This is a genomic window from Streptomyces sp. NPDC050508 (genome assembly GCF_040655155.1).
Classification (GTDB): domain Bacteria; phylum Actinomycetota; class Actinomycetes; order Streptomycetales; family Streptomycetaceae; genus Streptomyces.
This window is the reverse complement of record NZ_JBFAJJ010000029.1, coordinates 54,114-78,751: the sequence shown is the minus strand read 5'-3', so window position 1 is coordinate 78,751 and position 24,638 is coordinate 54,114. Positions and strand designations below refer to the sequence as shown.

At 69.9% G+C, this 24,638-nt stretch carries 25 protein-coding genes and 3 pseudogenes; 18 read left to right on the top strand and 10 right to left on the bottom strand.

What is annotated here, in order from left to right:
• Positions 1–158 precede the first annotated feature (158 nt).
• Entirely contained in the window at positions 159–1,697 is a 1,539-nt protein-coding gene (locus AB0I69_RS45405) for a sigma-70 family RNA polymerase sigma factor (protein ID WP_363101708.1), read from the top strand.
• Here the strand turns inward: AB0I69_RS45405 and AB0I69_RS45400 are convergent.
• Both AB0I69_RS45400 and AB0I69_RS45395 read right to left on the bottom strand, forming a co-directional pair.
• Positions 1,601–1,918 (bottom strand): annotated as a pseudogene (locus tag AB0I69_RS45400) (glycoside hydrolase family 95-like protein); the annotation flags it as partial. The gene AB0I69_RS45405 and the pseudogene AB0I69_RS45400 overlap by 97 nt on opposite strands.
• Before the next feature lie 104 nt (positions 1,919–2,022).
• Positions 2,023–2,379, bottom strand: coding sequence for a nuclear transport factor 2 family protein (locus AB0I69_RS45395; RefSeq protein WP_363101707.1), 357 nt, complete (start codon positions 2,377–2,379; stop codon positions 2,023–2,025).
• Positions 2,380–2,566: 187 nt separating this feature from the next.
• Between AB0I69_RS45395 and AB0I69_RS45390 the strand changes: the two are divergent.
• The 9 genes and pseudogenes from AB0I69_RS45390 to AB0I69_RS45350 form a co-directional block, all read left to right on the top strand.
• Positions 2,567–2,956, top strand: a pseudogene (locus AB0I69_RS45390) (helix-turn-helix transcriptional regulator); the annotation flags it as partial.
• 299 nt (positions 2,957–3,255) lie between these two features.
• On the top strand, positions 3,256–4,284 hold the full coding sequence (locus AB0I69_RS45385; RefSeq protein ID WP_363101706.1) for a LacI family DNA-binding transcriptional regulator: 1,029 nt from the start codon (positions 3,256–3,258) through the stop codon (positions 4,282–4,284).
• Between the two features lie 141 nt (positions 4,285–4,425).
• On the top strand, positions 4,426–5,667 hold the full coding sequence (locus tag AB0I69_RS45380) for an extracellular solute-binding protein (protein WP_363101705.1): 1,242 nt from the start codon (positions 4,426–4,428) through the stop codon (positions 5,665–5,667).
• A 20-nt stretch (positions 5,668–5,687) separates the two neighbouring features.
• Positions 5,688–6,659 (top strand): sugar ABC transporter permease, encoded by a 972-nt coding sequence (locus AB0I69_RS45375; RefSeq protein ID WP_363101704.1) that lies wholly within the window; start codon positions 5,688–5,690, stop codon positions 6,657–6,659.
• Positions 6,660–6,670: 11 nt separating this feature from the next.
• Positions 6,671–7,495 (top strand): carbohydrate ABC transporter permease, encoded by an 825-nt coding sequence (locus AB0I69_RS45370; protein ID WP_363101718.1) that lies wholly within the window; start codon positions 6,671–6,673, stop codon positions 7,493–7,495.
• A 97-nt stretch (positions 7,496–7,592) separates the two neighbouring features.
• Entirely contained in the window at positions 7,593–9,350 is a 1,758-nt protein-coding gene (locus AB0I69_RS45365; RefSeq protein WP_363101703.1) for a trehalase family glycosidase, read from the top strand.
• A 54-nt stretch (positions 9,351–9,404) separates the two neighbouring features.
• A complete protein-coding gene (locus AB0I69_RS45360) occupies positions 9,405–11,261 on the top strand; it encodes an RICIN domain-containing protein (protein WP_363101702.1) in 1,857 nt (618 codons plus the stop codon).
• Positions 11,189–11,395 (top strand): annotated as a pseudogene (locus AB0I69_RS45355) (GMC family oxidoreductase N-terminal domain-containing protein); the annotation flags it as partial. The gene AB0I69_RS45360 and the pseudogene AB0I69_RS45355, both read left to right, overlap by 73 nt.
• A gap of 74 nt (positions 11,396–11,469) precedes the next feature.
• Positions 11,470–11,922: a GMC oxidoreductase gene (locus AB0I69_RS45350; protein ID WP_363101717.1), complete on the top strand. Its 453-nt coding sequence runs from the start codon at positions 11,470–11,472 to the stop codon at positions 11,920–11,922.
• A 31-nt stretch (positions 11,923–11,953) separates the two neighbouring features.
• On the opposite strand, the gene AB0I69_RS45345 is transcribed toward AB0I69_RS45350, so the two are convergent.
• The 3 genes from AB0I69_RS45345 to AB0I69_RS45335 are packed head-to-tail and all read right to left on the bottom strand — an operon-like array spanning position 11,954 to position 14,115.
• Positions 11,954–12,637, bottom strand: coding sequence for a PaaI family thioesterase (locus tag AB0I69_RS45345; RefSeq protein WP_363101701.1), 684 nt, complete (start codon positions 12,635–12,637; stop codon positions 11,954–11,956).
• A 43-nt stretch (positions 12,638–12,680) separates the two neighbouring features.
• Positions 12,681–13,691 (bottom strand): alcohol dehydrogenase catalytic domain-containing protein, encoded by a 1,011-nt coding sequence (locus AB0I69_RS45340; protein ID WP_363101700.1) that lies wholly within the window; start codon positions 13,689–13,691, stop codon positions 12,681–12,683.
• Positions 13,684–14,115: a tautomerase family protein gene (locus AB0I69_RS45335; protein WP_363101699.1), complete on the bottom strand. Its 432-nt coding sequence runs from the start codon at positions 14,113–14,115 to the stop codon at positions 13,684–13,686. Before AB0I69_RS45335 ends, AB0I69_RS45340 begins: the two co-directional genes overlap by 8 nt.
• 113 nt (positions 14,116–14,228) lie before the next feature.
• On the opposite strand from AB0I69_RS45335, the gene AB0I69_RS45330 reads away from it, so the two are divergent.
• A complete protein-coding gene (locus AB0I69_RS45330) occupies positions 14,229–14,819 on the top strand; it encodes a TetR family transcriptional regulator (RefSeq protein WP_363101698.1) in 591 nt (196 codons plus the stop codon).
• Positions 14,820–14,869: 50 nt separating this feature from the next.
• Here AB0I69_RS45330 and AB0I69_RS45325 read toward each other — a convergent pair whose 3' ends face one another.
• Positions 14,870–15,199, bottom strand: a complete 330-nt coding sequence (locus AB0I69_RS45325; RefSeq protein ID WP_363101697.1) for a hypothetical protein — start codon at positions 15,197–15,199, stop codon at positions 14,870–14,872.
• Positions 15,200–15,409: 210 nt separating this feature from the next.
• Positions 15,410–16,606, bottom strand: coding sequence for a serine/threonine-protein kinase (locus AB0I69_RS45320; RefSeq protein ID WP_363101696.1), 1,197 nt, complete (start codon positions 16,604–16,606; stop codon positions 15,410–15,412).
• 117 nt (positions 16,607–16,723) lie between these two features.
• Between AB0I69_RS45320 and AB0I69_RS45315 the strand changes: the two genes are divergently transcribed.
• On the top strand, positions 16,724–16,921 hold the full coding sequence (locus AB0I69_RS45315; RefSeq protein ID WP_363101695.1) for a ferredoxin: 198 nt from the start codon (positions 16,724–16,726) through the stop codon (positions 16,919–16,921).
• 93 nt (positions 16,922–17,014) lie between these two features.
• Here AB0I69_RS45315 and AB0I69_RS45310 read toward each other — a convergent pair whose 3' ends face one another.
• Positions 17,015–17,371 carry a hypothetical protein gene (locus AB0I69_RS45310; RefSeq protein WP_363101694.1) on the bottom strand — a complete coding sequence of 119 codons (357 nt, stop codon included), beginning with the start codon at positions 17,369–17,371 and terminating at the stop codon, positions 17,015–17,017.
• Between AB0I69_RS45310 and AB0I69_RS45305 the strand changes: the two genes are divergently transcribed.
• A complete protein-coding gene (locus AB0I69_RS45305) occupies positions 17,363–17,824 on the top strand; it encodes a hypothetical protein (protein ID WP_363101693.1) in 462 nt (153 codons plus the stop codon). The two genes, AB0I69_RS45310 and AB0I69_RS45305, sit on opposite strands and share 9 nt — an antisense overlap.
• Before the next feature lie 196 nt (positions 17,825–18,020).
• Entirely contained in the window at positions 18,021–18,812 is a 792-nt protein-coding gene (locus AB0I69_RS45300; RefSeq protein ID WP_363101692.1) for a hypothetical protein, read from the top strand.
• Between the two features lie 28 nt (positions 18,813–18,840).
• Here AB0I69_RS45300 and AB0I69_RS45295 read toward each other — a convergent pair whose 3' ends face one another.
• Both AB0I69_RS45295 and AB0I69_RS45290 read right to left on the bottom strand, forming a co-directional pair.
• The gene (locus AB0I69_RS45295; protein ID WP_363101691.1) at positions 18,841–20,214 is read right to left on the bottom strand and encodes an ATP-binding protein; all 1,374 of its coding nucleotides are present in this window, start codon (positions 20,212–20,214) and stop codon (positions 18,841–18,843) included.
• Positions 20,211–20,873, bottom strand: coding sequence for a response regulator transcription factor (locus AB0I69_RS45290; RefSeq protein WP_363101690.1), 663 nt, complete (start codon positions 20,871–20,873; stop codon positions 20,211–20,213). Before AB0I69_RS45290 ends, AB0I69_RS45295 begins: the two co-directional genes overlap by 4 nt.
• 545 nt (positions 20,874–21,418) lie before the next feature.
• On the opposite strand from AB0I69_RS45290, the gene AB0I69_RS45285 reads away from it, so the two are divergent.
• The 4 genes from AB0I69_RS45285 (at position 21,419) to AB0I69_RS45270 (ending at position 24,634) form a co-directional block, all read left to right on the top strand.
• On the top strand, positions 21,419–22,276 hold the full coding sequence (locus tag AB0I69_RS45285) for an RNA polymerase sigma factor SigF (protein ID WP_363101716.1): 858 nt from the start codon (positions 21,419–21,421) through the stop codon (positions 22,274–22,276).
• A gap of 161 nt (positions 22,277–22,437) precedes the next feature.
• Positions 22,438–22,980 (top strand): alpha/beta fold hydrolase, encoded by a 543-nt coding sequence (locus AB0I69_RS45280; RefSeq protein WP_363101715.1) that lies wholly within the window; start codon positions 22,438–22,440, stop codon positions 22,978–22,980.
• Positions 22,980–24,275 carry a SpoIIE family protein phosphatase gene (locus AB0I69_RS45275; RefSeq protein ID WP_363101689.1) on the top strand — a complete coding sequence of 432 codons (1,296 nt, stop codon included), beginning with the start codon at positions 22,980–22,982 and terminating at the stop codon, positions 24,273–24,275. Before AB0I69_RS45280 ends, AB0I69_RS45275 begins: the two co-directional genes overlap by 1 nt.
• Positions 24,272–24,634, top strand: coding sequence for an STAS domain-containing protein (locus AB0I69_RS45270; protein WP_363101688.1), 363 nt, complete (start codon positions 24,272–24,274; stop codon positions 24,632–24,634). Before AB0I69_RS45275 ends, AB0I69_RS45270 begins: the two co-directional genes overlap by 4 nt.
• The last annotated feature ends 4 nt before the right edge of the window (positions 24,635–24,638 follow it).

Genomic DNA, 24,638 nt, shown 5'->3' with positions numbered 1-24,638 from the left:
TGATTGGCTCCTGTCGGATCTGGCCGTACGCAGCAGGGGACGTACGGGCGGATCGCGGATAACAGAACCGTGGAAAGAAATCTCGAACGCCTCTGGCACACTGCCATCCTTCGGAACGCCGGCATCAGGCGTTGGTCGACGAGGTGGGGCGGGACAAGGTGGGACGGGTTCGCTCGCAGGACGTGCGGGAGCGGCCGGATGTCGAGTTGGTCGTGGCAGCACGGGCAGGTGACCCGGAGGCGTTGGAGCACCTCGTGCGGAGCTGTCTGCCGTTGGTCTACAACATCGTCGGGCGGGCCCTGGACGGGCACAGCGACGTCGATGACGTGGTCCAGGACGCGATGCTGCGGGCCTTGGATGGGCTGCCGGGCCTGGAGGACCCGGAGCGGTTCCGCTCCTGGCTGGTAGCCATCGCCGTACGGCAGGTCCGCGACCGGTGGCGCGGTCGGCAGACCCGGCCGCAGTCGGATCTACCGGACGAGGCCGTCCAAGAGGTGGCCCCGGAGGCGGACTTCGCCGATCTGGCCATTCTCCGGCTGGCCCTGTCGGGGCAGCGGCGCGAGGCGGTGGAGGCGACCCGCTGGCTGGAGGACGAGGAACGTGAGGTGCTCTCGCTGTGGTGGCTGGAAGCCGCCGGGGAGCTGACCCGCGCCGAACTCGCGGCGGCCTGCGAACTCGCGCCGCAGCATGCCGCGGTACGGGTGCAGCGGGTCAAGGAGAGGCTGGAGTCCGGGCGGTCCGTGGTGCGGGCGCTGGCCGCGTCGCCGCGTTGTGCGGAACTGGACGCGGAACTGACCTCCTGGGACGGCCGGCCGAACGCGCGGTGGCGCAAGCGGCTGGCGCGTCATGTCCGCGACTGCCCGCAGTGCCTGTTCAACACCTCTGAACTGGTGCCTGCGGAGGGGCTGTTGGGCGGCTTCGCGCTGGTGCCGGTACCGATCGGCCTGGCGGGCCTGCTGCTGGCCAAGTCGATGCCCTCGGCCTCGGCGGCGGGTGGGGTTGCTCACGCTCCCGGCGGCGCGGGCCGGGTAGGGCACCTGCTGGGCAAGCTGGCGGCCAAGCCGGTGGTGACGTTGACGGCCGGGGCGGTGGCCCTCGCGGGTGGCGGTGCCCTGTACGCGTACACGCGGTCCGACGCGTCCGTACGACCACCTGCGGCCCAGGCTCAGGTCCAGACCCCGGCATCGCCCGCAGTCTCGTCGGCACCGCCGACCCCGACGACGTCTGCCACGCCGAGCCCGACGCCGACGGCCGTCTCGACGCTTCTGGGGCGCCACGCCCTGCGTTCGGTCGACCAGCCTGGCCGCTATGTGCAGGAAGCCGACCGTCTCGGCGTCCTCGGTCCCGTCGCCGCCACCAGTTCCGGGCTCGCGAAGCAGGAGGCCACCTTCCGATTCGTCACCGGGCTGGCCGATTCCCACTGCTACTCGATTGAGGACGCCTCGGGAAGATACCTGCGTCACTACGCCTTCCGCATCCGGCTGGACGCCAACGACGGATCGGCTGTCTTCCAGAAGGACGCCACGTTCTGCGCCCGGCCCGGTTCCACCGACGGATCGGTCTCCCTGGAGTCGTACAACTACCCCGGGCGCTACCTCCGTTACCGCGACAACCTCGAACTCTGGGTCGACCCGGCCCAGAACACCGCCGCGTTCCGCGCCAGTTGTTCCTTCACGGTCGTCGCGCCCTGGACCTGATGACTGCCGCCTGCCACAGGACGGCCCTCGATGTCCGTCACGCGCAGTCGGCGCCCGGCGGTCAACGTGCACGGGCCTGCGCCGGTGAAGGTCAGTCGGGCACCGGTGAGAGTGGCGTCCTGCCAGTCGACGCCGACGCCGCCCCGGGCCCGCAGTCCCCGGACGCTGCCGCCCGGCCAGGCGGACGGGAGTGCGGGCAGCAGCCGCAGTTCGACGGTTTCACTGGGCTGAAAGTCCCTGCCCACACAACGCGGTCGCCCGCTCGTGTATCGCATCTCCGCAGCAGGGCAAACCGCAGTGAAGCGACCAATAAAGATGCCGTGGGTCAGATCTCGTTGTTCCACATGCGGAACACGGTGCAGTTGCCGCTCTTGTCGAACGTCACCGTCCAGAGGTTGGCGAAGGTGCCCAGCTCCTTGTATCGGCCGGTGCCTTCGATGGCCGCCGTGTCGCCGTTGATGGTGAGGATGGACCAGTCGAAGTCCCAGCCGCCCTCTTGCCACGGCGCGCGGCCCTGCCAGCCCTCGACGATCGCGTCGCGGCCGATCCAGTCGGTCTCGTACGGCCACTCGTGGTACTCGGCCCGCGGTGTGAACAGCGCGGCGATGTCCTTCTTGTTGTTGGTGGTCCACGCCTGTACATAGCGCTCGATCCAGGTGCGTACCTGATCTTCAGTGACCATCGCGGCTTCCTTCTCTGTGCTGGGGGCACGCGGCTCACCCGTGGGCGCCCGGGCGCTCGACGCGTCGGTCGACGGTATCGACGATGAGCAGTGCGATCTCGTCAGCATGGGCCCGATCCCGCGGTGTCGGCAGGCAGGGGCTTCCTGGGTGCCGCACTCCTAGGAAGCGGCGACGTGCGATCTAAGTATGAGCGGCAACGAACTGGGGGAGTTCCTGCTGGCGCGTCGCTCCCGCCTCAGTCCGCAGGAAATGGGGTTTCCCCGTTCGGAGGATCGCCGGGTCAGCGGGCTTCGACGCGAGGAGGTCGCCGTGCTGGCCGGGGTCAGCGCCGACTACTACGCCCGCCTGGAGCAGGGTCGCGAACGGAAACCGTCCGGCCAGGTCATCGACGCTCTCGCGCGGGCGCTTCGGCTGGACTCCGACGCCTGCTGGCACGCCTACCGTCTGGCCGGGCTGGTACCGCGACCGCAAGTCCCTGACCTTGATGTGGAGCGGGTGGCGCCCGGGCTTCAGCGGCTGATGGACGGCTTTCCGGCGGCCGTCGCCTACGTCGTCAACCGTCGGCTGGATGTTCTCCGTGCCTGCCGCGTTCTGTATGCGGGTCACTCGCTGGCCTCGGTCTTGTCGAACCGGTTCGACGGAACCTAGCAGCACGAAAATCCACCGGCAATACCTCCGACGGAGGCAGTTGCGGCAGCTCACCCTGCAGCTCTCTCGGTAGTTCCCCTTGGATTCCGGGGATGTTACGAGAAGTGTCGCGCGAGGTGTTGACAGCGGCTGGGGTTGTTCCTACCTTCACTTCACGCGAACCGGTTCGACAGCTGGTTCCGAGTCTCGGAGTCATCGAACCGGTTCGACCCAGCCAAGGAGTGCCCGTGAACATCGGTGAGATCGCCCGGCGGGCCGGTGTCTCGCGGAGCACCGTGTCCGTCGCGCTGAGCGGCAAGCGCCCGGTGTCGGAGGACACCCGCCGGAAGATCCAGCGCGTCATCGACGAGCTGGGCTACCGGCCCAACGCCAGCGCCCGCGCCCTGGCCAACGGCCGGACCAACACGATCGGCCTGGTCTTCCCGCCGGCCGGCAACCACTACACCGGTATGCAACTCGACTTCATCGGCAGCGTGGTGGAGGCCGCCGCCGCCCAGGACTACGACGTACTGCTGTCTCCCAGCGGTGTCGACAGCGACCGCTCGTTCCAGCGGATGCTGGGGGAGCGGCGCGTCGACGGCGCGATCCTGATGGAGATCAGACTGGAGGACGACCGGGTCGATCACCTGGCCGCCCTCGACTTCCCCTCCGTCGCCATCGGCCGGACCGCGCGTCCCGAGGGCACCTGGTGGGTCGGCCTGGACCACACCGCGCTGGCGGCGGCGTGCGTGCATCACCTCGCGGACCTCGGCCACCGCAGGGTCGCCTTCGTCAACCGTCCCGAACAACTGCTGCGGGCCGGATACGAGTCCGCCCACCGCGGCCTCGACGGCTTCACCAAGGCCGCGGCCGAACGCGGGCTCACCGTGCGGACGTACTGCTGCGGGGACGACGCCGCCTCCGGACAGGCCTGCCTGGAACAGATCCTGCACGACGACCCGGCCACCACTGCCCTGGTCACCCTCAACGAGGCCGCGCTCGGCGGTCTGTACCGCGGGCTGTCCCAGTCCGGCCGCCATGTACCGCGCGACTTCTCCGTCACCGGCGTCGTGGCGGGCCGGTGGGCGGAGACGGTGACCCCGCAGCTCACCGCGGCGGACGTACCGGCGGAGGAGATGGGCCGACACGCCGTCGACCTCCTCGTCGAACGGCTCGACCACCCCGACGCACCGCCCCGCCACCACCTGCTGACCCCGCCCATCTCGCTGCGCGCGAGCACAGGGCCCGGCACGCCGTCGTCCATCGAGGCCCGCTGACCTAGCCCCGCACCACCTCCTCACCACGGATCACGGGCACCGCCGTCCCCTCATCACCGCCGTGGCTGTCCGGCATGCCCGCTTCCCCCCGCTCGTCACCCTCCCTCGGCACACCCGTGCCCGAAACCGAAGGAACGCGCCATGCACAGCTCCCTCAGACGGCTCCGCCTCACCGCCGCGACCGTGACCGTCCTCGCCGTCGCCGGCACCGCCTGTTCCTCCGGGTCGGGCAGCACCGGCACCAAGGCGGCGGACAGCGGCACTTACACGATCTGGGACCCGTACCCGCAGTTCGACAAGAGCTCCGCGTGGGCCAAGCTGCTCGACACCTGCGGCACCAAGGCCGGGGTGAAGATCAAGCGGACCGCGTTCGACACCAGCGACCTGGCGAACAAGGCGCTCCTCGCCGCCCAGCAGGACAACTCCGCCGACGTCCTCATCGTCGACAACCCGGTGGTGTCGACCCTGGCCGAGGCCGGCGTCCTCACCACGACCGCGGACAACAAGCTGGACACCTCGAAGGTGAACCCCAACCTTCTCGCCGCCGGACAGGCGGGCGGCAAGACGTACGGCATGCCGATCGGCGCCAACACCCTTGCCCTCTACTACAACAAGAAGGTGCTGAAGCAGGCCGGGGTGGACATAGCAACGGTCAAGGACTGGACGTCGCTGACCGCCGCGCTCGCGAAGGTCAAGAAGGCCGGCAAGAAGGGCATCACGTTCTCCGCGATCGGCACGGAGGAGGGCACCTTCCAGTTCCTGCCCTGGTACTGGGGTTCGGGCGCCCAACTGACCGCGCTCGACTCGGACAGGGCCGTCTCCGCGCTGACGCTGTGGAAGGACTGGCTGAAGGACGGCTACGCCCCGAACTCGGTTCTCAACAACACCCAGACGACCAGCTGGCAGGAGTTCGCGACCGGCGACTACGCGTTCAGCGAGAACGGCACCTGGCAGCTCGCCAACGCCAAGAAGGCCGGCTTCGACTACGGGGTGATCCCCGTCCCCGCCGCCGACGGCGGCAACGCGTCGGCCCCGACCGGCGGCGAGTTCGTCACCATCCCGGTCCAGGGCAAGACCGACCGCTATGCCACATCCCAGAAGATCGTGACCTGCCTGACCAGCACCGACAACCTCCTCAACACCGACACCACGCTGTCCTACGTAGCACCCACCACCGAGGTCCAGGACAAACAGGTCGCCGCGAACGCCGAGTTGAAGCCCTGGGTCGACGCGGTCAAGGCCGCCAAGGGACGCACCAGCGACGACCTGGGCACCAAGTACCCGAAGATCTCAGAGCAGTTGTGGAAGGCGGTCCAGTCCGCCCTCAGTGGTGCGCAGTCGCCGAAGGACGCGCTGGCCGCGGCGCAGTCCGCCGTCAAGTAGCCGGGAACCAGGGCCTGTTGATGAGCCACATGACGAAAGTGCCGCACCGGCGGCCCGTGCACCCGGCCAGTGGTGCGGCCCCCACCGCACCGCCCCGGGCACGGCGTCGCCCCACCTCCCAGCAGTGGGCCGCCTGGGGCTTCCTCACTCCGGTGACCCTCTACCTCGTCCTCTTCTACGCCTATCCCCTCTACCGCAACATCGACCTGAGCCTGCGCAACTACACCGTGCGGTCCTTCGTCCAGGGCAACGCACCCTTCACGGGCCTGGCCAACTACCGCACGGTGCTCGACGATCCGACCTTCGCCCCGGCCCTGCTGCACACCGTGGTCTTCACCTCCGTGTGCCTGTTCTTCCAGTACGCCATCGGCCTGGCCCTCGCGGTCTTCTTCAACCAGCGCTTCCGGCTCTCCGCGACCCTGCGGGCGCTCTTCCTCGTCCCCTGGCTGCTTCCGCTGATCGTCTCCGCGTCCACCTGGTCGTGGATGCTCAACAGCGACTCCGGTGTCGTCAACGCGGCCCTGCACGCCGTCGGCATCGGACCGGTCAACTGGCTGACCACACCGGGCTGGTCACTGGCCTCGGTGATCATCGCGAACATCTGGATCGGCGTCCCGTTCAACCTGGTCGTCCTGCACAGCGGCCTCCAGTCGATCCCCGCGAGCCTCTACGAGGCCGCGGCCCTCGACGGGGCGAACGCCTGGCAGCGGTTCTGGCGGATCACCTTCCCGCTGCTGCGCCCGGTGTCCGCGATCACCCTCCTCCTCGGCCTCGTCTACACACTCAAGGTCTTCGACATCATCTGGATCATGACCAAGGGCGGCCCGGCCGACTCGTCCACCACCTTCGCCACCTGGTCCTACCAACTCGGCTTCGGCAACCTGCTGCCGGCCTTCGGCCCCGGAGCGGCCGTAGGAAACCTGCTCGTGGTCGCCGCCCTGGTGTTCGGACTGGTCTACGTCAGGGTCCAGCGGAAGCAGGCACTGTCATGAACGGCACTGTCATGAACCGACGCACCAACCGCACGTGGTGGCAGACGGCCATCGGCGTCCTGCTCACCGCGGTGATGCTCTTCCCCGTCTACTGGATGCTCAACGTGTCCTTCACCCGCGACCAGGACATGCGCAAGAGCCCGCCGGACCTGATCCCCGTGCACGGTACCCTGGAGGGCTACCGCGCCGTCCTGGACCAGCAGTTGCCCTACCTCGGCACGAGCCTCGTCATCGGCCTGGGCACGGTTGTACTGACAGTCGCCCTGGCCGCACCGGCTGGCTACGCCCTGGCCAAACTCCGCCCACGCGGCGGCGGCGTCCTCAGCTTTCTCTTCCTGGTCGCCCAGATGATCCCCGGCATCATCATGGCGATGGGCTTCTACGCCATCTACCTCAGCCTCGGCCTGCTCCAGTCGGTCCCCGGCCTGATCGTCGCGGACTCCACCCTGGCCGTGCCGTTCGCCGTGCTGATCTTCACCGCGTTCATGTCCGGCATCCCCGGCGAACTGCTCCAGGCCGCGAAGACGGACGGCGCCGGGCCCGTCCGCACCTTCTGGTCGATCGTGCTGCCGATGAGCCGCAACTCCGTCGTCACGGTGTCGCTGTTCGCGTTCCTGTGGTCCTGGTCCGACTTCGTCTTCGCCAGCACCCTCGCCAACGGCGGCGCCCACGAGCCGATCACCCTCGGCATCTACCACTACATCGGCAACAACAACCAACAGTGGAACGCCATCATGGCCACCGCCGTCGTGGCCTCACTGCCCGCCACGGTGATCCTCGTCCTCGCCCAGCGCTACGTCGCCGCCGGCGTGACCGCGGGCGCCGTCAAGGACTGACGTCTCCCTGATTCCCGCTCGGATTCCTGCTCGCCCGTGTGCCGATCACCCCTGCCCACGTGCCGCTCACCCCTGCTCCAGAAACGAGTCACGCTGCATGACCGCTGCCCCGTCCGGCCCGGCCTTCTCCGTCCACGACATCCCGTTCAGCACGCGCGGGTCATGGTTCGGCATCTCACCCGTGGTGGCGGAGAAGACGTACGCCGAAGACCTGCACCTCGTCTCGCACCAGAACGGCATGCACGCCGTGCTGCGCCTCGTCCCGCTCGACCCGGCCACCGGCGACCGCGCCGTCACCAGCCCGCACGCGACACCGAGCCTGCTCAGCTGGACCGGCACCGAAGGCCGCATCGACCTCACCTACGAATCGCCGGACACCGTACGCCTACGCGGTGACGGGCTCGGCCTGCACATCGGCGCGGCGGCGGCCGTACTGACCCCGTTCAGCGGCACCTACTTCTACCGCGAACCCGGCACCGGGGCCCACGTGTTCACCTCGTACGAGACCGGCCGGCGCTATCGCGTCACCGTGCTGTCGGGAACCGTGACCGAGGCGTCCGGCACGCAGAGCCTGGGCAGCGCGGCGCGAGGTGTCACGATCGGCGCCGAGGGCGGCGCGGCCTGGGAGGTCGCGGTCGAGGAGTACGAGACCGCGCGCCGCTCCTACGCGTTCTCGGCACCCTTCGACGAGGTCGTGGACACCGCGCGCAACGCGTTCGAGGTCTTCGCCGATTCGGTCGCACCTTGGCGTACGCCCGAGACGCCCGCCGCGGAACTCGCCGCCTACGTGCTGTGGTCCGCGACCGTCCGCCCATTGGGCTTCGTCACCCGGCCCGCTGTGCTGATGTCGAAGCACTGGATGGACAAGGTGTGGAGCTGGGACCACTGCTTCAACTCCCTTGCCCTGGCTGCCGGATGCCCCGCACTCGCCCTGGACCAGTTCTCGCTGCCCTTCGACCACCAGGACGCGACCGGCGCGCTGCCCGACTCGGTGACCCACTCGGAGATCCTCCACAACTTCGTCAAGCCGCCCATCCACGGCTGGGCCCTGCGCCACCTGCGCCGACGACTCCACGAGCCGCTCAGCCAGGCCGAGTTGACCGAGGTGTACGACCGGCTGGCCCGCTGGACGGACTTCTGGCTCACCATGCGCCGGGCACCCGGATCCGCCCTCCCGCACTACCAGCACGGCAACGACAGCGGCTGGGACAACGCCACCACCTTCGACCCCGAACGCGTGATCGTCAGCGCAGACCTCGCCGCGTTCCTCGTCCTGCAACTGCGTGAACTCGCCGAACTGGCAGGTGAGTTGGGACTGCCGGACGACACACGCAAGTGGACCCGAACGGCCGACGCGACCCAGGCCGCGCTGGTCGACGAGTTGTGGACCGGCGACCGGTTCGTCGCCCGCTCAGCGGACAGTGGGGCCACCTGGACCAGCTCCAGCCTCCTCGACCTGATGCCCGTCGTGCTCGGCGAGCATCTGCCCGAGAGCATCGGCGACGCGCTGGCCGAGCGCATCGAGGCCCACCTCACCGCGTACGGCTTGGCCACCGAACTGCCCACCTCACCGCACTACTTGGACGACGGCTACTGGCGCGGTCCGATCTGGGCCCCGTCCACCGTCCTGATCCAGGACGGCCTGCGCCGCGCAGGGCACGAGCGCCTCGCGGACGAGATCAGTGCCCGTTTCCGTGCCCTGTGCGAGACCTCGGGGTTCGCGGAGAACTTCGACGCACTCACCGGCGCGGGCTTGCGCGACCGCGCCTACACCTGGACCGCCAGCAGTTACCTCCTCCTCGCCGAGGCCCACGAGTTCCGGCGCGCCGAGACCGCCGAGGCCGTCGGCGGCTGACAGACCACCTGGGCGGTCCGCGCCCAGGCAGCACCCCCTCAACCAGGAGCCGCCATGCACACCACACCGCCACCCCGAACAGCACGCAGACACCGCCCCGGACGGCGAGCGGCCTCGGCCCTCGTCACCCTGTTCGCCGCACTGGCCGGGACTCTCCTGCCCGCCGCCCCCTCCCAGGCCGCCGACACCTCCGTCACCGTCGACTTCTCCACCGCCGGCGGCGCCCCCACGTACCACGCCTCCGGCATGATCTACGGGATGACGCCGGACGGTTCGCTGCCGCAGGACCACTTCTTCACCGACATCAAGTGGCACTTCATGCGAGCCGGGGGAGCCCAGTTGAACAGCGGCGGCTACGCCACCAGCCTCGCCGACTACCAGACCCGCTGGGCCTCGACTCTCGCCCAGTACAAGCGCACCGCAGCTCTCGGCGGCACCTTCGTCCTCCTCCCGCACGACCTGTGGGGCGCCGACGGCACCACCAGCCAGGGCTGGCCCGGCGACAACGGTGACTGGACCCAGTTCGACGCCTTCGTCACCCAGCTCATAAGTGACGTCAAGGCCAACAACATGACGGTCCAGTGGGACCTGTGGAACGAGCCCGACGGCAGCGGCTTCTGGGGCGCGTCCCAGACGCAGTACCTCCAGATGTGGTCGCGCTTCTACGCCAAGGTGCGGGCCGCGTTCCCCGCCCAGCTCATCGTCGGCCCCAGCATCGCCGGTCAGCCGAACTCCTCCAACAGTTGGTGGACGACGTATCTGACGTACATCAAGGCGAACAACGTCGCGCCCGACATCTACAGCTGGCACGACGAACCCGGTGACCCCGCCACCGACGTCGGCCGCGCCAACTCCACGCTCGCAGCAGCCGGGTTGACCAACACCCGCGCCTACCAGATCAACGAGTACGCCACCCTGTCCATGCAGTCCCCGGGCGGCGGCGCCTGGTTCATCGGCCGCCTGGAGCGGGCCGGTGCCGACGGCCTGCGCGGCAACTGGGCCTCCGGGACGGCCTTGCACGACAACGAGGCCAACCTGCTCACCAAGAACAGCGCGGGCCAGTACCTGCCGCTCGGCGAGTGGTTCATGTACCGCTACTACGGTTCCCAGACCGGCAACATCGTCAAGCTCACGCCGGGCACCGGCACCGACGGTCTGGCCACCAAGGACAACTCGGCAGGAAACGCGAAGGTGTTGCTCGGCAGCAGCGGCAACACCGGCACCGTCACCGTCAACCTGACCGGGCTCAACACCACGTCGGTCGTGGAGAACAGCCAGGTCCGTGCCGTCGTCCAGCGCGTCCCGTACAACAGCGGGGCCGCAGTGACCGGTCCGGAGACCATCGCCGACACCACCCTCACGGTCAGCGGCAACGCCGCCTCGGTGAGCCTGCCGTGGACGAACGCCAAGGACGGCTACAGCGTCACGCTGCTGCCCCCGTCCAACGCCACCGTGTCCACGGTCGCCGTCAGCCAGAACAGCGGCCAGTGCCTGGACGACACCGGAGTCAGCACCGCCGACGGCACGCAGTACCAGCAGTACTACTGCGAGGGCGGCTACCAGCAGATGCTCGACCTCAAGCCGGTCACCGGCAAGACCAACACCTACACCGTGGTCGACGAGTTGAGCGGCAAGTGCCTGGACGTCTCCGGCGCGTCCACCACCGACGGCGCCGCCGTCATCCAGTACACCTGCAACGGCGCCACCAACCAGCAGTTCACCCTCAACCCCGTCACCGCACTCGGCAACACCCACGACTACCAACTGGTCGCCGTCCACAGCGGCAAGTGCGTCGACGTCACCGGCGTCTCGACCACCGCCGGCGCGCAGATCCACCAGTGGACGTGCGACGCGGCGAGCGCACTGAGCACCAAGAAGAACCAGATCTGGCGGCTGCTCGGCAAGAGCTGACCGCCGTCACCTGTGACGATGTGGAGGGGCAGTTCACCTGCCCCTCCAACCAAGTCGTGCTCTGCGCCGGGTCGTTCGTCACCCCGCAGCTGTTGCACCTGTCGGGCATCGGACCGCGCGCAGACCTCGAACGCCTGGGTCTGCCCGTGCTCAAGGACGTGCCCGCCATCGGCGCCGGCTTCAGCGACCACCCCCAGGTGCTGCTGGAATGGGCCCCGTGGCAGGACGTTGGCGTACCCACGGACTCCTGGTTGGGCGGTTGCCTGCACGTCTCGTCCTCCGACGGCGGATACGAGGGCGACCTGGAAGTCCTCCAGTCCCTGACTCCCATGGCGGCATTGGTCGGTGGAACTGTGACGGTCCCGGGTGCCCCCCTTGGCTTTCTTGCTATCGGCCCAGACTCCTCGCCGACGACGGCGCCCTGGACGCGTGGATCGCGAGCCACCTGGGAACCGCTCACCACACCTGCGGCACCGCACCGATGGGGCCGGCCGACGATCCCGCCACGGTCGTCGACCAGTACAGCCGTGTCCACGGCGTCGCCGGACTCCGTGTGGCCGACACGTCCGTCCTTCCGGACGCCCCTTTGCGAGGTCCGGCAGCGACGGCCGTGCTCCTCGGCGAACTCGTGGCCCACGCAATGCGCCACGATCTGCCCTGAGTTGAAGAGTGGTGGGTGACACGGGCGGCACTCACCGCACGGTCGGGAACAGGGCGCGGGTGCGGTCGGGGTCGGGCGTGACGAAGACGCCGTCCGCGGTGACCACGACGGCCGACGGGTCCGCCTCGGTGCTGATCGAGCCGGCCACGAAGACCTTGCGGCCCTCGGTGCCTGTGACCCGGGCGTGGACCCATAGGGGTGTCTCCAGCGGGACGGGTCGGCGGTAGCGCACCTGGAGGGAGACCGTCATGCCGGGTAGCCCAGCGGCGATGCAGGCGCGGCCCATGAGTTCGTCCAGCAACATGGCGCTCATGCCGCCGTGCCCGTAGCCGGGAGGTCCTTCGTGGGCGATACCGAGGGTGCAGCGACCGACGGCGCCACCGCTGTCCGCGGTCACCTGCATGGGCGGAGCGAGGGGGCTCCCGGCTCCCGTCACGGGGCTGTACATCCGTATCTCCCCGGGGAACTCGTCGACGGCCGGGATCTCCGCCCGGGTGCGTCGGCGACCGGTCAACTGCCCTCTGAGAAGGCGAACTTCGTCCGTGATCCGGTGCAGGACCTCGGTCGGGGCAGCGGTGCGTACCGTGGCGTCCACGAGGGCCCGCAGTTCGTCGCCGAGAGCGGCGATCGCCGCCCGTTGGAGGTCCAGTTCCGCTCTTGTTGTGCCTCCTGCGTCGTGGTTGGTCGCCGGGGATTCGGTCGGTATTGCGTTCATCAAGTTTCTCGGTCGGGGTGTAGTGATCGTGGTCGCGGCGCGGTCAGCCGTCGGCGCGGACGAAGACGGGCTTGAGGCGCTTCTCGGGCAGTTCGGCGGGGAGTTGCTCCCAATCGAGGATGTGCGAGACGACCCGCGCCGGGTCGACCTTTCCCGAGCCCGCCAGTTCGAGGGCGTCGGGGATGTGGTTGCGGACGTTGTCGCGGGCGATGCGCAGGGTGACGCCGGTGAGGTACATGTCGAGGAGGGGCAGTTCGCCGGGGCGGAAGTGGTTGCCGGCGGATTCGCAAATGCCTTCCGGGGCAAGGGACTTGACGGCCAGGGCGAGCTGCTCGACGCGGCCGGTCGCCTCCACGGCGATGTCGAAGCCGTGCCGGACCGGCTCCAGTGTCTCGGCGGTGGCGGCGCCGTAACTGCGGGCCAGTTCGCGGTGTTCGGGGTCCGGGTCGACGTAGAGGACTTCGGAGGCGCCGAGTGCGCGGGCGATGTCGCACACGTACAGACCGATGCTGCCGCGGGCGACGACCAGGACACGGGCGCCGGGCTTGTTCTTGAGGTGGGGTGCCACCAGGCGCCAGGACAGGGACCAGTTGTCGCTGGCCGAAGCCATCGCGACCGGGTTGAGGCCCTCGGGCAGGGGCACCAGCATGGCGTCCGCGTACGGCACCCGGACCAGGTCGGAGAAGAGGCCGCCCCAACTTCCGCCGATCGGCGCGCCGTACATCGCCATGTGCGGTACGGCCGTGCAGTGGGCGGTGAGTCCGGCGCGGCAGTGGTCGCAGGTACCGCAGTTGATGGACCAGGGGACCACCACCAGGTCGCCGGGGGACACGGCCGTCACCGCGTCGCCGATGTCGACGACCCGGGCCACGCACTCGTGGCCGAGGGCGAACGGCGGGTCGATGAAGCCGTGCCCGGCCAGGATCGCGGAGTCGACGTCGCAGGAGGTGGCGGCGACCGGGGTGACGATCGCCTCCTGGTCCGACTGGAGCTTCGGGTCGGGCGCCTCGCGCCATTCGACGGTGCGCTTCGCGACGTAGGTCAGTTCACGCATCGGCGCGTTGCCCCTTCGCCAGTGCCACCAGGTCGGCGTAGCGGATGACCGAGCCGCCCGCGCCCCAGGTGCCCTCGGGCTGCTCGTGCACCAGCACCCACACGCGCAGCGCGTCGTCCTGGGACAGGCCGGCGGCGTCGAGCACGGTCTTCGTCGCGTCCTCGACCAGGCCCGCCTTCCGGCGGTCGGACAGTGCGCCTTGCGGGACGGTGACGTCGACGAGGAAGCGGGGCTCCTCGTCCTCCGCCGTGGTCTGCGCTCCATCGGGGAGTTCGACGAGGTAACTCCACGCCTGGGCGCGGAAGAACGCGGTGTCGGGTGCTCCCTCCCAGCGGAGCAGGACGGCGGCCAGGTCGCGCTGGACGGTCTTGCGGCCCTCGTCGGTCAGGGAGCCGGGCGGGACGGTGAGGCGGATCATCGGCATGTCGAAATCTCCCTTTGCGCTGCACACGCGGTCTATGACAGTCGTTATATCCGGGGCTCACGCTAGACTATGACGAGCGTTATATCCAGAGACATCCAGTGAGGGGCATCGCCGTGGCCGGATCCAGTGCGCCGTCACGTGACCGCATCGTGGCCGGTGCGGCTGACATGATCAGCAGGCGCGGCCTGAACGCCACGAGCATCCGGGACCTGGCCAAACACGCCAAGGCCCCGCTCGGCTCGACGTACCACTACTTCCCTGAGGGGAAGCGGCAGTTGGCCACCGAGGCGGTGCAGTACGCGGGTACGGCCGTCGCCCGTCTTCTGCGCAAGGAACTGGACGCGGGACCGGTCGCCGGGCTGCGCGCCTTCCTCGCCCTGTGGCGCGGCATCGTCGTCGAGAGCGACTTCCGCGCCGGCTGTCCCGTGCTGGCGGTCTCCGTCGAGGAGCCCCCGGCCGACGAGATCCCGCCGGCGCTCGTCGCGGCGGCCGAGGCGTTCGAGGACTGGGAGCGGCTGCTCACCGAGGCGCTACGGGAACACGGCGCCGACTACGACCGGGCCCCAGGGCTGGCGGCCCTGATCGTGGCGTCCGTCGAAGGCGCCATCGCCATGAGCCGAGCCAAGCGCAGCATGAAGCCGCTGGATCAGGTGGCGCAGCAGCTCGAAGCGCTGATCGACGACGCGCTCACCCGCCGAGCCTGAGGGTCCTGCGGGGCGCGGGGCGCGGGGCGCGGGGCGTGGGGCGTTCGGGCTCAGGCGTCGAGCGCCGTGCGGATCGCCTTGACCTTCTCCTCGGTGAACACGCCGCTGTCGAGAAGGGAGAGGACGGAGAGGACTCCGCCGCTGGAGCCCCAACTGCCCTCGTCGATGACCCGGAAGTTGACCCACCAGGCCGGTGACGGCGCCTGCAGCCCGCAGGCCTCGGCCATCGCGGCCAGGACGCGCTCGATGACCTCGGCCCGGACCTCCCGTCGCCAGTCCCCGTCCATGACCGCCACGTCGATCACCATGACGTCGAGCCCCGGACCGGTGTCCGCAAGCAGACGGCCGCCGATCGCCATCATGTCCGGCTCGCGCTTCACGAAGTGCACCTGGAATCCGCCCCGCGCGGCCGGAGCACCGCGTCCGTCAACGTCTCCGCCAGTGCCCGGCGCTCCTCAAGGCTCAGGCGCCCCTTCGAGGTGTTCTCTACGACTTCAACAAAGTCGGTTCCACCACCAAGCAGCTCAAAGCGGTGGGCGGCAACACCAACCGGGTCGACGTCGGCCTTGAGGTATCGGTCGGCGGAGGGGTCAGGGCTTGGGGGGAGCCGGAGCGGGGCTCGTGGTACGCGGTGCATCCGTCGGTGGTGTGTCGGCCGAGCTGTGGTCGGGGGAGAACCAGGCCAGGCCGACCAGCAGTGCCGCGAGGAAGACCACCACGGCGGCGACAGTGCCCAGTGCTTTCGATCGTTGTCCTACGACGGCGCGGACTCCCGTTCGTTGCCGGCGTCGTGTCCGGTGGGACGGAGCGGTGCTGCTGACGGCGGACGGGAAGGCATACGTGGTCGCGGAGCCGGCGCCGGCAGCCGCGTTCGTCCTGGGCTTGGGCTCCGCGGCTGCGTCCCAGGAGGTCACCCGAGGCTTCGGCTCGGGGCGCGGTGCGGCTGCCGGGAGGGGCTCGGGACGCCCTCTCCAGGCGTCGGCGGCGAACCACTCGGCCGCCTGACGTGCCGTGGGGCGGTCCTCGGGTCGCTTGGCGAGGAGACCGAGCAAATAGTTCTCGAAGGCGGGCGGCAGTCCGACGCCGAGCTCTCGTGGTGGTACGGGGGGCGTGTCGAGGTGGTGGTGGAGGACCGCGATGGCGCTGCCGGCGCGGAACGGCGGTTGTCCGGTGAGGAGTTGGTAGAGCACGCAGCCGAGCGAGTAGACGTCGGACGGCGGCCCGGCGGGCTGGCCCAGGGCGCGTTCGGGGGCGATGTACAGGCTGGTTCCGACGATCTGGCCGGTCGCGGTGAGCGCGCCGCCCGGGTCGTTCATGAACTGCGCTATGCCGAAGTCGCCGATCTTCACGGACCCGTCGGCGTCGAGAAGAAGGTTGCCGGGCTTGATGTCCCGGTGCACGATGCCCTGTTCGTGTGCGGCGGTGAGCCCGGCGGCCGACTGGGCGGCGATACGGGCCACTTGCTCGGCCGACAGGGAGCCCGCCTGGGTGAGCACGTGGGAGAGGCTGTCTCCCTCGACCAGCTCCATCACCAGGAACAGACGGCCCTCCTGCTCGCCGAAGTCGAGGACGCCGACCACATGGGGATGGCTGAGCCGGCCCGCGGTCTGGGCCTCCAGACGGAAGCGGGCGGTGGCGGTGGGTTCGGAGTTCTGGGAGTGCAGCAGCTTGACGGCGACCGCTCTGCGGGCCAACTCGTCGTACGCCTGCCAGACCTCTCCCATCGCGCCCCGTCCGATGGTGTTGTTCAGCCGGTACCGGCCCGCTATCAGCACCTGTTGCTTCATCCTCACGAAGTAAGACGACTCGACCGCTGCAGGCCATCTCCCTTTGAGGGAACGGGTGTTGGTGGGGTGGCGCAGCCGCCCCAGCCTACTGGTGACCGGACGGCGTGAAGCAGTTGCGTGTACCTCCGATGCGCCCGGTGGCGAGCAAGCCAGGGGTACGGCCTGTGCGTCGAGATCGCGTCCGGCCTCTTCGGCCTGGACGACTTCCGCTGCGCCGCCGCGACCGGCGACGGCACTGTCCAGGACCTCCAACTGGAGCCCGCCAGGCGCGCGGCTGCGGAGTGCCCGGCAGCGGTGGTGCGGTCGCTGCCCTGAGGTCCGGTCCCGCTGATGCACGGAGACGGGCCTGTTCGGGTGCATCAGCGGGTGGCTGCTCCGGCACAGGTCCTGGGGAGCGGCCACTGAACGTCACATCAGGAGCGCGGTGAGGGCCTGTCGGTCGATCTTGCCGTTGGCCGTGGTGGGAGGGGCGTCGAGGACTCGCAGCGTTCTGGGGACCATGTAGGCGGGCAGGGTTTCCGTGCAGAACGCGCGGAGGGCCGATGCGTCGGGCGTGGGAGATTCGGGGGACAGGGCGACGAACGCGTCGAGCCCGGGGTCTCCTCCGGGTTGTTCGAGCAGCAGTACGGCCGTTGCCGTGACACCGGGGAAGTCCAGCAGCCGGCGCTCGATCTCGCTCAACTCGACCCGGTTGCCCCGGATCTGGACCTGGGAGTCCTTGCGGCCGCAGAAGTACAAGTCGCCGCGCTCGCCGCGGTGGGCCAAGTCGCCGGTGCGCAGGACGAGTTGACCGGAGCGGGGCTGGGCCGGGTCGGGGACCAGCGCGGCGCGCGTGGCCTGCGGGTCGTCCCAGTAGCCGGAGAAGAGCGCCGGGCTGCGGAGCAGGATCTCACCCGTGGCACCGGGGGCGTGGCGATCCTTGTCGCGGGACTGGTCGCGCTGACCGCGGGCGAGCTGTTCCAGTCGGCGGGCTGCTGGGGCCTCTCCTTCGCACTCGCGCCTGACTGTGCCCGGGCGGAGTACCTGGCGACGTTCAACCTCGGGACGAGCGCCCAGTTCGTGCTCGGCCCCGCCATCGTCACGGTCGCCGTGGTGGGCAACGGCACGGCCGGATGGCTGGCCATGGCGGGCGCCTTCCTGCTCACCGGCGCGGTGGCCGGCCCCTTGGTGACCCGCGCCCAGAACCGGGTCCTCCCCGAAGACGGCTCTGCCCCGTAGCCGGTGGTGACGAAGTGTGAACGAGTGTCTGCGACACCCCTACCACCGCCCCCACGCCCCTGACCAGCACTTCGGTCACCCTGTTCAGGTTGTGTTCAGGCTCGTGCGAGCGTCGGGCAACTCACGCACCAGAAGCGCCAAAGCTCTGGCAAAGGGGGCTGGGGCAACCACCGGACACCATGCCATCGTTCCTGCCATGACGACAGATCACCTCACTCACAAACGGCCTCCCGGCCACGCACGACACACGGCGAGCAAGGTGCCGGAGGTGACCGTCTACTTCTGGATCATCAAGGTGCTGACGACCGGCATGGGCGAGACGGCCTCCGACTTCCTTGCCCACCTGTTCGGCCCGATCCCTGCGGTCGGCCTCGGCGGCATCGCCCTGGTGGCCGCCCTGGCCGTGCAGTTCGCCGTCCGGCGGTACGTGGCCTGGATCTACTGGACGGCGATCGTCATGGTCAGCGTGTTCGGCACGATGGCCGCCGACGTCCTGCACGTCGGCCTCGGTGTGCCGTACACGCTCTCGACGCCGTTCTTCATGGCCGCGCTGGCCGCGGTCTTCGTCCTCTGGTACCGCAGCGAGGGCACCCTGTCGATCCACAGCATCCACACCCGGCGTCGCGAGACCTTCTACTGGGCCACCGTGCTGGCCACCTTCGCCCTCGGCACCGCGGCCGGCGATCTCACCGCCACGATCGGCCTCGGCTACCTGGGCTCCGCCGTCCTGTACGCCGCCGCGATCGTCGTCCCGGCCGTCGCGCACCGATGGGGCGGCCTGAACGCGGTGGCCGCGTTCTGGGCGGCGTACGTCATCACCCGCCCGCTCGGGGCCTCCGTCGCCGACTGGATGGCCCTCAGCCACGGCCGTGGTGGGCTCGCTCTGGGGCTGGGGCCGGTCACGCTGTCCTGGACGGTGGCCATCCTCGGTTTCGTCGGCTATCTCGCCGTCTCGCGCAAGGACGTCCGGCCCGGCGCCATGCCCTAAGGGTTCGGCACACCGAGCGGGGCCGCCGTCACCCGGCGGGCAGGCCGACCACGAACCGTGCCCCGGGCGTGTGCCCGGGGTCGTACGTCACCTCGCCGCCGGCGGAGCGGGCGAGACGTCGCGCCAGCGGCAGTCCGAGGCCCGCCCCAGCGTGCCCGTCGTCGGGATCCGCCCGTCGGCCGGGCTCGAAGAGCTGCCCGGCGAACGCGGGCGGGACGCCGGGACCGTCGTCGACGACATCGACGCGTACACCGTCGGGCGCGCGGTGCACGCGGACGGCGACGCTGGAGCGGGCGTAGCGGCACGCGTTGGTGAGGAGCGGACTGACGATGCGTTCGAGGAGGGCGGGCGGCACTCCGGCCACCAGGTCGGGGCCGTCGACAGTGACCGTCAAGTGACCCTGTGCCGAAGGGACTTCGGCGAGGCCTCGCAGTGTGGGCAGGACCTCCGTGGTGCCCGGAGCGGTGAGTGTGCCGTCTCGGGCGTCGTCCAGGAGGGTGTCGCAGATGGTGCGCATGGACTCCGCCGCCTCCGCGATGACCTGGTGGGTGGCGCGGGTCTGGTCGGCCGTGCGGGGGTGGGCCTGCCACCAGTCGAGTTCGGCGATGATCCGGCTCAGGGGCGTACGCAGCTCGTGCGAGAGCTCCCCGGTGAGCTGCCGTTCGTGGCGCAGCAGGGTGCGGATACGGTCCAGCAGGGCGTCCAACGACGCGCCGAGACCGGCGAGTTCGGCTGGATGCCGCATGCTGCCGAAGCGTTCCGCGGAGGCCACGGCGCTCCACTGGCCGGCCTGGTCCGTCATCGTGCGGACGGGGCGCAGCGCGCGGCCGACCGCCAGCCGGGTCAGGACGTAGGTGCAGGCGAGCATGACGGCGTCCAGGGCGAGCGATCCCAGGAGCAGGGTGTCGGCCGAACTCCGGTACGGCGAGAGGTCCAGCGCGGTGACGATCGTGGCCGTGCTGCTGCCGCCACGCACCGGGTGCGAGCACAGCCGGAGGGGGCCGTGGACGTCGGCGGTGACGCACCGCTGTCCGCCGCGCCCGGCGAGTGCGTCGGCGACGTGGGTCAGGGAGCCGGTGGTCGGCGGCGCTTCCAGCAGGTGGCGGCCGCCGTAGATCCACACGTTGGTGTCGAGGAGTTCGTCGTGGGAGGACTCCAGGACGCGCACCGTCGGGCCGCTGGTGTCGACCGTCGTGGCGACGGCGGCGGCGCGGGTGCGCAGTTCGTCGTCCGCCTGGTGCTGGAGGCGGTGGCCGGCCACGGTGTTGAAGGCGACGGTCAGGACCAGCATCAGCAGCGTGGCGGTGACGAGGGCTACGAGGGAGAGCCGGCCACGCAGCGTGCGGGGCGCCAGCCGGCGAAGGCAGCTGGTCACGTGCGGCCCGCGGCGGAGACCGCTCATGACAGGCGGTGGCCGACCCCACGGGCCGTACCGATCGTCCGTCCGCTGCCCGCCTCGCGCAGCTTGCGGCGCAGTCGGGTCAGGTACTGGTCGAGCGTGTTCTCGTGCACCTGGGCGCCTTCGGGCCAGCCCGCCCGGACCAGCTCGCGGCGGCTGACGACACCGCCGGAAGCCGCCATGAGCGCGGCCAGCAGACGGAACTCGGTCGGTGTCAGATCGACCCGCGTGCCCCGGACGTCGACCGTGTGCCGGACGGCGTCCAGCGCCAGGTCTCCTGCCGTGGCGGCGAGCGGTGGCGCGGCCCGCTTGAGGGCCGCCCGCAGTCGGGCCGCGAGCTCGGCGAGATGGAACGGCTTGGGCAGGTAGTCGTCGCCCCCGGCCGCGAACCCGGACAGCCGGTCGGACAGCCGGTGCTGCGCGGTGAGGAAGATGACCGGCGAGAGGAATCCGTTCGCCCGCATCGCCTGGCACACGTCCCGGCCGTCGGCGTCGGGCAGCCCGATGTCGAGTACGGCGGCGGAGACGTCGTCGGTGGCCAGCCGCAGGGCGGTGGCGCCGTCCGGCGCGGGGACGGTGTCGAAGTTCTCGTCGCGCAGCCCGCGCAGCAGCACGTCACGGAGGGCGTGATCGTCCTCGACGACCAGGATCGTCCGGCGCATGGTCATCCCTCTGCTCTCGTACGGGTCCGTCCGGCCGGAACCGGAGGGGTCCGCCGATCGACTACAACCCCGTAGACGGTCTACCGCACTGTAGACGACCGTGGGGTGAGGAAAGTGCCGGGCGGCAGTCAGGAGGCGTTCAGGTATCCGATGGCACGGTCGGCCCCCATGACATACGAGACATCAGCGACCCCTGCGACTCCCGCGCCCGGTGGGCCCGCTGTCGCCTCCGCCGGACACCGGTCGCGGTGGAGCAAGGTGCCAGAAGTCACCGTCTACTTCTGGATCATCAAGGTGCTGTGCACGACGGTCGGCGAGACCGCGGCCGCTTCGGCCCCACCAGGCCAAGGGCATGGGCGGACCTCGTCCTGGCTGTGCCGTGCCGTGCCGCGGGCGACCCGCCGGAAGGAGACCGGGCCGGGAAATCGGACCTGCGGAATCCGCCACCTCTGGAATGGTGAGGTCCGCGCGGACATGTATTCGCCCGGAGCGGGCACGTGACGTTCGTCCTGTTCCCCATTTAAGGCGGCATCGTGGCTTCCTCCGTGAACGCCCTCGACGCAACTGCTCCTGCCCGCACGGGAACATCCGAGGTCAGGGAAGACCTGCCGTGGATCGAGGACGGCGGCAAGGTCGCTCCCAAGGACGCGCGCGTGCTGTCCAGGCTGTTCCTGGACCGGCTGCGGGAGTTGGAGGAGGGCACCCGCGATTACCAGTACGCGCGGAACACGCTGATCGAGATGAACCTGTCCCTGGTGGCCTTCGCGGCCCGCCGGTTCCGCAACCGGGGCAGCGGCGACATGGAGGACATCATCCAGGTCGGCACGATCGGTCTGATCAAGGCCATCGACCGCTTCGACCTGTCGCGCGAGGTCGAGTTCACCTCGTACGCGATTCCCTACATCGTCGGCGAGATCAAGCGTTTCTTCCGCGACACCACCTGGGCCGTGCATGTGCCGCGACGCCTGCAGGAACTGCGCGTCGACCTCGCCAGGAGCAAGGAGTCCCTCTCCACGGAGCTGGACCGTATGCCCACGGTGAAGGAGCTCGCCGCCCACCTGGAGCTGACCGAGGACGAGGTCGTCGAGGGCCTCGTCGCCGCGAACGGCTATGTCGCCGGCTCCATCGACACCCCGGGCGACGATGAGACCGACGGCGCGCCGAAGTACGCGGACACCCTGGGCGATGTCGATCCGGCACTGGACCTGTTCGAGGACCTCCACTCGCTCGGCCCCCTGCTGCTCCAGCTCGAAGAACGGGAGCGGACCATCATCGAGATGCGCTTCGGCCAGGAGCTGACCCAGGCGGAGATCGGCCGCGAACTGAACCTGTCGCAGATGCACATCTCCCGCCTGCTGAACCGCACCCTCGCCAAGCTCCGCACCGGCCTCCTGCCCGCCTGATCCCCCGCCACCAGATACGAGCGCCGACCACGATCCACTGCACCAGGGGGGACGAGTCGGTCGCGGACAAACAGGGACGTGTCCGGCTGGTGGTCCCTGGGCGAGCCCAGGTATTCGTCGACGGTAGGTGGACGAGGAAGCGGTCTGTGAGGATGAGCCGCATGAGTCTGCGCGGCAGGAACCAGGTCACGGTGTCCGGCAAGGCCGGCGGGCCGGTGGTGGTACTGGCGCACGGGTTCGGGTGCGACCAGGACATGTGGCGGCTGGTGGTGCCGCTCCTGGAACGCGATGCCACCGTGGTGCTCTTCGACCACGTGGGAGCCGGACGTTCCGACCTGTCGCCGTGGAGCCGGGAGCGCTGCTCCACGCTGGACGGCCACACCGAGGATGTGCGGGAGATCTGCCGTGAGTCGCCCCTCGGCCCGGTGATGTTCGTCGGGCCGGCCGTCGGCCACCGCGGCGGGTTCGGCGCCGAGGACATCGACGAGCTCCTGGGATCGCTGGACGCGAACCACCTGGGCTGGTCGGGCACCATGGCGCCGATGATCATGGGCAATCCCGAGTGCCCGGAACTGGGGGAGGAGCTGACCAACAGCTTCCTCTCCGACAACCGCGACGACCTCGCCCACGTCACCGTGCCCACGCCGGCCGCACCGCGGGAAACGGCCGCCGCGATCGCCGACTTCGTCGGAGCCACCCGCTGATGCGCGGCACCGGCGACAGCGGGAGCGGCGACCGTCCACCACCCGGGAGACCTCCCGCGAAGCAACCAGGAGAACAGCCCGGTGACGACCACGCGGCGTTCTCCGCACTCCTGGAGGACAGCGTGGAGGACCTGTACGAACACGCGCCGTGCGGCTATCTCTCCACGCTGCTGGACGGCACCATCGCGAAGATCAACAGGACGCTGCTGGACTGGCTCGGCTACGACCACGGCGACCTGGTGGGCCGTAGGACCTTCTCCGACCTGCTCACCGTGGGCGGCCGTCTCCACCACGAGACCCACTTCGGTCCGCTGCTGCACCTGCAGGGTGAGGTCAGCGGGGTCGCCCTGGAACTGAAGGCGACCGACGGCAGTCGGCTGCCCGTGCTGGTGACCTCCACGGTCAAGAGCGGCGACGACGGCCGGCCGCTGCTCATCCGCACCACGGTCTTCGACGCCCGCGACCGCCGCGCCTACGAGACGGAACTGCTGCGCGCCCGACAGCAGGCGGATCGCGAACGCGAGGAACTGACCCGCCTCAACGTCACCCTGCAACAGACCCTGCTGCCCCCAACTCTGGTCAATGTGCCGGGACTTGACGTGGCCGCGTACTACCACATCGCCTCCACCGACAAGGTCGGCGGCGACTTCTACGATCTCTTCCCCCTCTCGGCCGGGACCTGGGGGCTGTTCCTGGGGGACGTGTGCGGCAAGGGAGCCGCGGCGGCGGCCGTCACCTCCCTGGCCCGCTACACGCTGCGCGCCGCCGCGGTCTACGACCCCGACCCGGCCGCCGTCCTGAGCAACCTCAACACGGTCCTCAACCACGAGTACAACGGCGACGACCCGCGGTTCTGCACCGTCATCTTCGGTCTGCTCACTCCCGACGGCGCGCACGGCGGCTTCCGCGTCACCCTGTCCGGCGGCGGCCATCCCCCGGCTCTGCTCCTGCGCGCGGACGGTAGCGCCGACCAACTGCCCACCCCCGGCGGACAGCTCATCGGCGTCCTGCCCGACCCGCACATCGCCACCGTCACCGTCCACCTGGAGGCGGGCGACACCCTGCTGCTCCACACGGACGGTCTCACCGAGGCCCGCCAGGCCCGGAACAGCAACGGCGACCGCTACGGGGACGAGGCCCTCCTCGACTTCGTCCGAGCGCTGGCCCCCACCACCGCGTCCGACGCCGTCGCCGCGATCCGCGACCTGCTCGACACGTTCGGCACGGGCATCGACGACGACACCGCCGTCCTCGCCATCAACGTGCCCCGACCCACCAGCGAAGAGCAGCAGTGACCCAACTCGCCGTCCAGACCCGAACCACCCCCACGGGGCCCGTCGTCGAACTGACCGGAGAGCTCGACTACGACAGCTTCTCCCAGGTACGCGACCTCCTGCCCGCCCTCGCACTCCAGGGCGGCCAGCAGCTCGTCGTCGATCTGACCGGGATCACCTTCTGCGACTCCAGCGGTATCACCGCCCTGCTCGCGGCCCGCAACCACGCGCTCGCGGCCCAGGCGGGCATCGCCCTCGTAGCGGTCCCGGCTCACCTCAGCCGTATCTTCCAGATGGTCGGGCTGGACCAGGTCTTCTCCACCCATCCCACCGCACAGGCGGCCGAAGCGGCCTGGACTCCGCCGGCCACGCGTCCCTGAGGCG

Excerpts from the sequence above, each read along its gene's own strand:
- AB0I69_RS45290 (WP_363101690.1), bottom strand. The coding sequence starts at position 20,873 with ATGCGCCGGACGATCCTGGTCGTCGAGGACGATCACGCCCTCCGTGAC.
- AB0I69_RS45320 (WP_363101696.1), bottom strand. The coding sequence starts at position 16,606 with ATGAAGCAACAGGTGCTGATAGCGGGCCGGTACCGGCTGAACAACACC.
- AB0I69_RS45360 (WP_363101702.1), top strand. The coding sequence starts at position 9,405 with ATGCACACCACACCGCCACCCCGAACAGCACGCAGACACCGCCCCGGA.
- AB0I69_RS45345 (WP_363101701.1), bottom strand. The coding sequence starts at position 12,637 with ATGAACGCAATACCGACCGAATCCCCGGCGACCAACCACGACGCAGGA.
- AB0I69_RS45380 (WP_363101705.1), top strand. The coding sequence starts at position 4,426 with ATGCACAGCTCCCTCAGACGGCTCCGCCTCACCGCCGCGACCGTGACC.
- AB0I69_RS45300 (WP_363101692.1), top strand. The coding sequence starts at position 18,021 with ATGACGACAGATCACCTCACTCACAAACGGCCTCCCGGCCACGCACGA.
- AB0I69_RS45295 (WP_363101691.1), bottom strand. The coding sequence starts at position 20,214 with ATGAGCGGTCTCCGCCGCGGGCCGCACGTGACCAGCTGCCTTCGCCGG.
- AB0I69_RS45340 (WP_363101700.1), bottom strand. The coding sequence starts at position 13,691 with ATGCGTGAACTGACCTACGTCGCGAAGCGCACCGTCGAATGGCGCGAG.
- AB0I69_RS45350 (WP_363101717.1), top strand. The coding sequence starts at position 11,470 with ATGGGCCCCGTGGCAGGACGTTGGCGTACCCACGGACTCCTGGTTGGG.
- AB0I69_RS45280 (WP_363101715.1), top strand. The coding sequence starts at position 22,438 with ATGAGTCTGCGCGGCAGGAACCAGGTCACGGTGTCCGGCAAGGCCGGC.
- AB0I69_RS45370 (WP_363101718.1), top strand. The coding sequence starts at position 6,671 with ATGAACCGACGCACCAACCGCACGTGGTGGCAGACGGCCATCGGCGTC.
- AB0I69_RS45365 (WP_363101703.1), top strand. The coding sequence starts at position 7,593 with ATGACCGCTGCCCCGTCCGGCCCGGCCTTCTCCGTCCACGACATCCCG.
- AB0I69_RS45395 (WP_363101707.1), bottom strand. The coding sequence starts at position 2,379 with ATGGTCACTGAAGATCAGGTACGCACCTGGATCGAGCGCTATGTACAG.
- AB0I69_RS45375 (WP_363101704.1), top strand. The coding sequence starts at position 5,688 with ATGAGCCACATGACGAAAGTGCCGCACCGGCGGCCCGTGCACCCGGCC.
- AB0I69_RS45335 (WP_363101699.1), bottom strand. The coding sequence starts at position 14,115 with ATGCCGATGATCCGCCTCACCGTCCCGCCCGGCTCCCTGACCGACGAG.
- AB0I69_RS45275 (WP_363101689.1), top strand. The coding sequence starts at position 22,980 with ATGCGCGGCACCGGCGACAGCGGGAGCGGCGACCGTCCACCACCCGGG.